General features: G+C 58.4%; 8 protein-coding genes. 4 read left to right on the top strand and 4 right to left on the bottom strand.

The window, feature by feature from the left end; genetic code table 11:
- On the top strand, positions 1–108 hold a 108-nt coding region (locus tag NMK_RS01295; protein ID WP_181376130.1), incomplete at its 5' end, for a cytochrome c oxidase subunit 3.
- A 40-nt stretch (positions 109–148) separates the two neighbouring features.
- On the top strand, positions 149–670 hold the full coding sequence (locus NMK_RS01290; protein WP_109013942.1) for a hypothetical protein: 522 nt from the start codon (positions 149–151) through the stop codon (positions 668–670).
- A gap of 17 nt (positions 671–687) precedes the next feature.
- On the opposite strand, the gene NMK_RS01285 is transcribed toward NMK_RS01290, so the two are convergent.
- Positions 688–1,356 carry a UdgX family uracil-DNA binding protein gene (locus NMK_RS01285; protein WP_265415753.1) on the bottom strand — a complete coding sequence of 223 codons (669 nt, stop codon included), beginning with the start codon at positions 1,354–1,356 and terminating at the stop codon, positions 688–690.
- Positions 1,357–1,424: 68 nt separating this feature from the next.
- On the opposite strand from NMK_RS01285, the gene nuoI reads away from it, so the two are divergent.
- Positions 1,425–1,907: an NADH-quinone oxidoreductase subunit NuoI gene (nuoI, locus tag NMK_RS01280; protein ID WP_109013941.1), complete on the top strand. Its 483-nt coding sequence runs from the start codon at positions 1,425–1,427 to the stop codon at positions 1,905–1,907.
- A 41-nt stretch (positions 1,908–1,948) separates the two neighbouring features.
- On the opposite strand, the gene NMK_RS01275 is transcribed toward nuoI, so the two are convergent.
- Positions 1,949–4,627: a bifunctional acetate--CoA ligase family protein/GNAT family N-acetyltransferase gene (locus NMK_RS01275; RefSeq protein WP_109013940.1), complete on the bottom strand. Its 2,679-nt coding sequence runs from the start codon at positions 4,625–4,627 to the stop codon at positions 1,949–1,951.
- A 170-nt stretch (positions 4,628–4,797) separates the two neighbouring features.
- Here NMK_RS01275 and NMK_RS01270 point away from each other — a divergent pair, with 170 nt between their 5' ends.
- Complete coding sequence (locus tag NMK_RS01270) at positions 4,798–5,340, top strand: DUF3617 domain-containing protein (protein ID WP_109013939.1); 543 nt, start codon at positions 4,798–4,800, stop codon at positions 5,338–5,340.
- 3 nt (positions 5,341–5,343) lie between these two features.
- Here NMK_RS01270 and NMK_RS01265 read toward each other — a convergent pair whose 3' ends face one another.
- Both NMK_RS01265 and NMK_RS01260 read right to left on the bottom strand, forming a co-directional pair.
- Positions 5,344–6,096 carry a tetratricopeptide repeat protein gene (locus NMK_RS01265; RefSeq protein WP_109013938.1) on the bottom strand — a complete coding sequence of 251 codons (753 nt, stop codon included), beginning with the start codon at positions 6,094–6,096 and terminating at the stop codon, positions 5,344–5,346.
- Between the two features lie 142 nt (positions 6,097–6,238).
- A complete protein-coding gene (locus NMK_RS01260) occupies positions 6,239–7,609 on the bottom strand; it encodes a diguanylate cyclase domain-containing protein (RefSeq protein ID WP_109013937.1) in 1,371 nt (456 codons plus the stop codon).
- Between the last annotated feature and the right edge of the window lie 27 nt (positions 7,610–7,636).

Raw genomic sequence — 7,636 nt, 5'->3', positions numbered from 1 at the left:
GGCCACTTTACCGCCGACCGCCACTTCGCGTTCGAAGCCGTTTCCTGGTACTGGCACTTTGTGGACGTGGTGTGGCTGATGCTGTTTGTTTTCGTCTATTGGATGTAGCAGAGAGCTGGCCTCTCTGCCTTTGATAGGAGGGGCTGTAATGAACAGAAGACTTTATTTCATGCTTCCCGACGTGGAAAGCGCGCATGCCATGATGGACGAGATGCTGCTCGCCCGCGTCAATGCCGACCGCGTTCATTTCATGGCCAAGGAAGGCACCGACCTCGGCGACCTCCCTGAGGCCACCGTCAGCGAACGCACCGACATGATCGACGGCTGGGAAATCGGCATGGGCCTGGGTGCGTTGCTGGGATTTGTGATAGGCCTGCTCGCCACCTGGATTCCGCCGTGGCCGTTCCATGACGCTTTTCCCCGCGTGGGCATTCTCATCTGCGCACTCATCGGCCTGGCTGCTGGCGGTCTATGGACGGCCATCGTGGCCAGCGCCATTCCCAACGTGAGGCTGCAACGGTTTTTACCCGAGATCGAACGCGGGAGCATTCTCATGATGGTGCTCGTGCCGTTCCACAGCGCGCAGCAAATTCGCGATCTGGTGACACGACGTCATCCCGAGGCGCATTACAGCGGCACCTGGCCGACGGACCACGCCGTATTTCCGTAGTTACGGGTGCAGTACGCCTATTCAAGATTGGCGATGCGCGCCGCCATGGCGAGGTCTTTTACCAGCCGCTGGAAACGCGTTTTCTTCATGGCGGCGTCTGGGGTGCGCAAGATGTAGGACGGATGATAGGCCGGCACCACGAGCCGTCCGTCGCGTCGTTCAAGCATCTGGCCGCGCATCTGCTCCACGGCGATTTCCTTGCTGAGAAGCGCCCTGGCTGCCACCTTGCCCAGCGCCACGATGAGCACGGGCGAGACGATGGCGATCTCCTGCTCCAGCCATGGCAGGTAGCGCGTGATGTCCACCAACGTCGGCACCAGATGCAGCCGCGCACTGCCCTGGCGGCGAAACTTGTAATGCTTGAGGGTATTGGTGACATAAAGTTGATCGCGCTCGATCCCGGCCAGCATCAAGGCTTCATCCAGCACCTGGCCCGCCGGGCCGACGAAAGGCTGGCCCATGGCGTCTTCCTGTTCGCCCGGCTGCTCGCCCAACAACATCAGCGGCGAAGGCACGCTGCCGGTGCCGAGGACCGTCGGTGCGCCCGTCATGGATTGGAATTCGTCGGAAGCCATCATGGTGGCGTTGAGACGGAACAAGGCCTCGGCAGGTGTTTCATTATCGTGAGCGCTCATGCGCGCAGTATCGGCCAACTGTTCGCTTGCGCTCCGTTGGCCTCCCCGCATACAAGCCGGACGGAAGCGGGTAAAACTCGGACATTTGTCATTGATCAGCGGCAATGCCGCCATACCCGATGCTGAAAGACCACCTCAAAACCTGGCTGCTGTGGGAACTGTTCGCCGGGCTCAGGCTCACCGGCAAGGCCTTGTTCAAGCGCAAGGTCACCGTGCAATATCCCGAGGAAAAAACGCCGCTCTCCCCTCGCTTTCGCGGGCTTCACGCCCTGCGCCGCTACCCCAGCGGCGAGGAACGCTGCATCGCCTGCAAACTCTGCGAAGCCGTCTGCCCCGCCATGTGCATCACCATCGATTCCGACGAACGCCCCGACGGCACCCGTCGCACCACCCGCTACGACATCGACCTGTTCAAATGCATCTACTGCGGATTCTGCGAAGAATCTTGCCCCGTAGATGCTATCGTCATGACGCGCCATTTCGAGTTCCATATGGAAGAGCGCTCGCAAGCCGTCATCGGCAAACAGCGGCTACTGATGAATGGGGATCGGCTGGAACTACAAATCGCCGATGACAGGGCACAGGATGCGCCCTATCGTTAAGAAAATACTAATGATTTGGAGTCATTGGAATCGGCAAAAACTTAAAGCTTCTTCCTTACGCCCCTGACCCCTTCATCCCCCTCCAGCGGCAGGATCTCGAACCCCAATGCCTCCGCCAGTTCCAGCATTCCCGCGTTGCGAGCCAACACTTCGCTTTCCATCACTCGCAAGCCCTTGTCGCGAGCGACCTCCATCAGCATGCGCATGAGCTTTTGGCCGATGCCGCGACCTTGCCAGGCGTCTGCAACAGCAGTGGCGAATTCGCAGCTTTCGCCGTCGGGATTAATGATGTAGCGGGCTACGCCCAGCATGAGTTCTTGCCCGCCCTCTTCTGTGGTGGCAATGAGTGCCATCTCGCGGTCGTAGTCGATTTGAGTGAAACGTGACAGCATGCTCTGGTTGAGTTCGCGCATGGTGTCCATGAAGCGAAAATAGCGGCTTTCGTCGGACATGGCCCGTACGAAGGCTTGCATCACTTCTGCATCCTCCGAACGCACTGGGCGAATGATGATATCGGTGCCATCCGCCAGTTGCCATAGCGAGACGAGATGCGTGGGATAGGGGTAGATCGCCATGTGCGAATAGCGGTCTGCCGTGGCTGGGCAAAAGCCCACGATGACGCGGGCATCGGCAGCCAGTGCACCGCGTTCGTCCACGATGAGCGGATTGATATCCATCTCCCGAATCCACGGTAGCTCGCACACCATTTCCGACACCCGCAGCAGCAGGCTTTCCAGCGCGCCGATATCGGCAGGCGGCATGTTGCGGAACGCCTTGAGCAAACGCGAAACCCGCGTGCCGTTGATAAGGTTGCCGACCAGATGCTGGTTGAGCGGCGGCAGCGCGACCGCACGATCGGCCAGCACTTCGACCGCGGTACCGCCCGCGCCGAAGGTGATCACGGGGCCGAATACCGGGTCGGACACAATACCGACCATGAGTTCACGGCCGTTGGGCTTTACCACCATGGACTCGATGGAAATACCGTCGATGCGGGCATTGGGTGCCTTTTTCTGCACCTGCTCGATGATGTCGTGATAGGCCGCACGCAATTGCCCAGCCGTCGCCACGTTAAGCCGCACACCGCCTGCATCGGTCTTGTGAGTAATGTCCGGCGAGTTGATTTTCATTGCAACGGGGAAACCCAGTTGCTGAGCAATCAGCAAGGCCTCGTTGGGCGAATGCGCCACCATGGTTTGCGCCACGGGAATGCGGAACGCCGACAGGAGCGCCTTGGATTCCATTTCCGACAACACAGTACGTCGCTCAGCCAACACGCTTTCGATCAGCATGCGCGCCCCTTCGACATCGGGCTCTTCGTGATGCGACAGCGGGCCGGGCGATTGCATCAGCAATTGCTGGTTATGGTAGAAGGCCGCGATGAAGGAGAACGTTTCCACCGCCAATTCGGGCGTACGGTAATTGGGGATGCGCGCTCCGGTAAACAGCTGCCGCGCCTCGCGCACCTGCATTTCGCCCATCCAGCAAGCCAGGACGGGCTTGGGCGAACTGTTGGCAAGGGCAATGACTTTTTCTGCGACCGCGGTGGGGTTGGTCATGGCTTGCGGCGTCAATATCACCAGGATGCCGTCCACGCCGTCATCCTTGAGGCAGGCATCGATGGCCATTTCGTAGCGCTCGGCATTGGCATCGCCGATGATATCCACGGGATTGTGGTGCGACCAGGTGGGCGGCAGCACCTTGTTGAGATTGGCGATGGTTTCGGTCGAGAGCTCAGCCAGCGCTAGGCCAAGGTCGGCGGCACGATCGGTGGCGATGACACCCGGTCCGCCGGCATTAGTCACGATGGCAAGCCGGTTGCCGCAACGGCGATAGCGCGAGGTCAAGGCCAGCGCCACCGCGAACAACTGCGTTACACTTTGCACCCGCACCACCCCGGCACGTTTCAACGCAGCATCGAACGCGTCGTCCCCGCCCACCAAGGCACCGGTATGCGATTGTGCGGCCTTCATGCCGCTGGCGTGGCGCCCCACCTTGACCGCGATCACCGGTTTAACGCGGGCCGCAGCACGCAAGGCGCTCATGAAGCTGCGCGATTGGCGGATGCCTTCGATGTAGAGCAGGATGCTTTCAGTCTGGGGATCATGCACCAGGAAATCGAGAATCTCGCCGAAATCCACATCGGCCGAGGCCCCGAGAGAAATAACGCTGGAAAAGCCGATGCTGTTACCTTGCGCCCAGTCCAGAATGGCCGTGCACAAGGCGCCTGACTGCGACACCAGCGCCAAGTTACCGGGTTTGGCGATGCCGCGATTAAAGGTGGCGTTGAACCCGATGGACGGCCGCATGGTGCCCAGGCAATTAGGGCCGATAAAGCGCAAGCCGTAATGCGCGGCGATATCCAGCAACCGCTTTTCCAGCGCCAAACCTTCGGCACCGGCCTCGCTAAAACCGGCAGTAAGGATCACAGCGCCGCGAACGCCCATCTTGCCGCAGGTTTCAATAATGTCGGGTACGGTCGCTGCCGGGGTGCAAATGACGGCGAGATCTACCGATTGACCCACATCTTCGAGCGAGGCGTAAGCCTTCTGCCCTTGCACCGTTTCACGCTTGGGATTGATCGCGAACACCGGCCCGGCAAAGCCGCCGGTACGCAAATTTTCGTAAACCACGCCGCCCACCGAATCGAGCCGGTCGCTGGCACCGAAAACAGCTACGGATTTGGGAGCAAATAGAACCTTGAGATAGTGCTGGGTCATTGCCATAAACAAGGATAATTAGGTCCAGTTAATATAGCACCGAATCAGTGATGAAAATATGAAAATCGCTCGCTTAATTCTGGTGAAAACGGAATGAAGCCTCCGTGCCAAAACCGGCGTAAGATAAGGGTTCAGAACTTAATTTTGATGAATATCAAAAGGGGGTTGCCATGCGGTTACACACACTCAATTCCATAGTCGCGGTGCTTTGCTGCGGTACTTTTGCAACCTCTGCCGCCATGGCTGCCGATATGCCCAAGCGCAAGGCCGGGTTGTGGGAAATCCGCACCCAGATGGACAACATGCCAGGCATGCCGCCGGTACAAATGTGTATCGATCAAAATACGGACAACCTGATGCAGCAGCAATCACGTGAAAAGGCCGATTGCGATACACCTGACATCCGCAAGACACCGGCAAGCACGACCGTCCACACCACCTGTCGCACCGAAGGCTCGGTGATGACGCTAGACGCCGTTTATACCGGCAGCTTCGACTCAAGCTACAAGGGCGATATGAAAATGCACTATGCCCCGCCTCAGCACGGCATGAGCGACACCCATATGGTGCAGGAGGCGAAGTGGCTGGGAGCGTGCAAAGCCGGGCAAAAACCCGGCGATGTGGTCATGCATCACGGCAGCTTCAACATGCAGGACATGATGAATGATCCGCGGATGCAGGATATGATGAAACGGGGATTACAGAATCAATAGATTCTAAAGACCGGCTTGGGCGAAGGCTTGATCCAGCCGACGCATCAAGTCGCGATTGAAAGCCCAGGTTTGCTTGTTCCAATGCGCGGTGTGGCGGTCGATCTCTTGTTTGAGCTGGCTCGCCAGCGCTCGGTCTCCATGCTTTGCCGCCCAAATCGCGTACTCCACGCGTGCCTCCATGCTGCCGAACCGCGCTACTGTATTCGCCAATTGCTGCCCGGCTTCGGCCTGGCGCCCTGCTGCCGCGTAGGCCTGCCCCAATAGCAAGGCCACTTGTTCGGCGCGATGGTCCGGATGACTGCTTTGAATCGCTTCCAGCAAATGTACGGCAGCTTCTGGTTCGGCATGCGCCAGTCGTGCCCGTGCTGCACCGAAACGAATTTCGGGATCGTTAGCAAACGGCCCCTTCAAGCAGGATTCATAAGCTTCGACAGCGCGGTCAGTTTGTCCAGCCTCCAATAATGCCGCCGCGAGCCGCATCTGGTTTTGCGCCGTGGGTGTAAGGTCGTAAGCACGCTGTGCTTCGCGAAGTTCGCGGCCCGGATCGAGCACGGTCGCGACCGCCGAGGCGGTTTTGCGCACACCATGCTCAAGCCGGCTGCTTGGCAGGTAAACCATCAGGAAATAGACAATGCTGCCCAGCAAAGGGAACGAAAACAGAATGATCAGCCAATACATCTCACGCCGGTTGCGTATGGCATGCACGGCGAAAAACAACGCCACGAGCACATGCAATCCCAAGCCTACAAAAGGCATATCAACTCCTAGAATTTGATGTTGTTAGAATCGATTAAACACGTGAGCAAGCAGGATGAAGCGAGTGTCTTGGTAGCCCTAAGCCGTAGTAGTAGAAATAGTATGGCGAGCCCATCTCAAACCAGTTATTTGCTTACAATCTTTAGGCGCTGACCTGCTCACCAACACGATACACTGCGCCGCGCGATTCGCGCTTGGCACTGTACATCGCCTCATCAGTGATGCGCATCAAATCGTCCTGCGTCTGCCCGTCCACTGGGTAATGGCATATCCCAATGGACGCACTCGTATGCAATAGAAGCTCGCCGATGCGAATCGGTTCCTTGATCGCTTCGGAAACGCGATTTGCCACGTCCAGCACATCCGCATTACTTTCTACCTCGGGAAGCACCAGAAGAAACTCGTCGCCACCGATGCGAGCAACCGTGTCAATACTGCGCAGGCACTTTTGCAATCGCGTCGCCACCGTACAGAGTACCTGGTCGCCGACATGGTGGCCGTGCGTATCGTTGATGGGCTTGAACTGGTTGAGGTCAAGGCAGAGGATGGAGAAACCTTGCCCGTCGCGCTGGGCCTTGGCGATGGCCTGGTCCAGCCGGTCGCTCAGCAGTCGGCGGTTAGGCAGGTTCGTCAGCGGATCGTGCGTAGCGAGATGGCGAATATGGTCGCGCTCGCGAATGATGAAATAAGTCAGCGAGGCGATCAGAAGCGCCAGGCCCCATCCGCTCAAACGCAACATCAAGGTTCGACCGCTACCAGCAGCCCATCCTTGCTGCGGCCTGACTGCCAGCACCCAGGTGCCGCCAGGTACGCGAATCACCTGCTGTACGCTATCGAGGCGAAATAAACCCATGTCGCCGTGAATCAGGTCGCCGTGGGCGCCCTCACCGTCCTTGCCTCGCAATGCCATGGCAAGGCCTTTTTGACGGGCATCCTGGTCAAGCGTCGAGAACAAGCTGTCGGTTTTCATGATCAGGCTGATGATGCCCCAGTATTGGCCATCAGGCCGGTACACCGGCGTCCGACTGATCAACCCGTGCCCGCCTTGCACGAGTTCGACAGGACCGGCGACTACGGTGGAATGTGTTTCGATCGCACGTTTGACCGCGGCCCATTGCTGAGGCACTTGTTCATAGACGAGCCCGATGGCCTTTTCATTCCCTTTGATGGGGTACACGTAGCGAATGACGTTGTCGGGAGCGAGGGCGATATTCCGTAGATGATGGTCGTACTGGAATACCGTAGCCAGGACGACGTTGACACTTGCCTCATCCTGAATACCGTAGGCTGAGACATACCCGCCCAATCCGTTGGCGAGATAGAGGGTGGAGTTGATTTCGCCTTCCAACTGCGCACGCAAGGTAGAGGCTTCCGCCAGCACCTGATTACGCTGGATTTCGGCTTGACGCTCGATGTCCAGGCGCACCACATACTCGGCCAGAATCGCAGCGCCCGCCAGAACGATGAGCGGGATCAGTATCGCCTGAAAATGGCGTAGTCGCTCGCCGAACATTTCCCCCTCGCTGCTGTGGTGTGATTT

The sequence above is a fragment of the Novimethylophilus kurashikiensis genome (assembly GCF_003112435.1).
GTDB classification, from domain to species: domain Bacteria; phylum Pseudomonadota; class Gammaproteobacteria; order Burkholderiales; family Methylophilaceae; genus Novimethylophilus; species Novimethylophilus kurashikiensis.
Note: the sequence above shows the minus strand (reverse complement) of the source record. Positions and strands in the feature narration are given on the sequence as shown.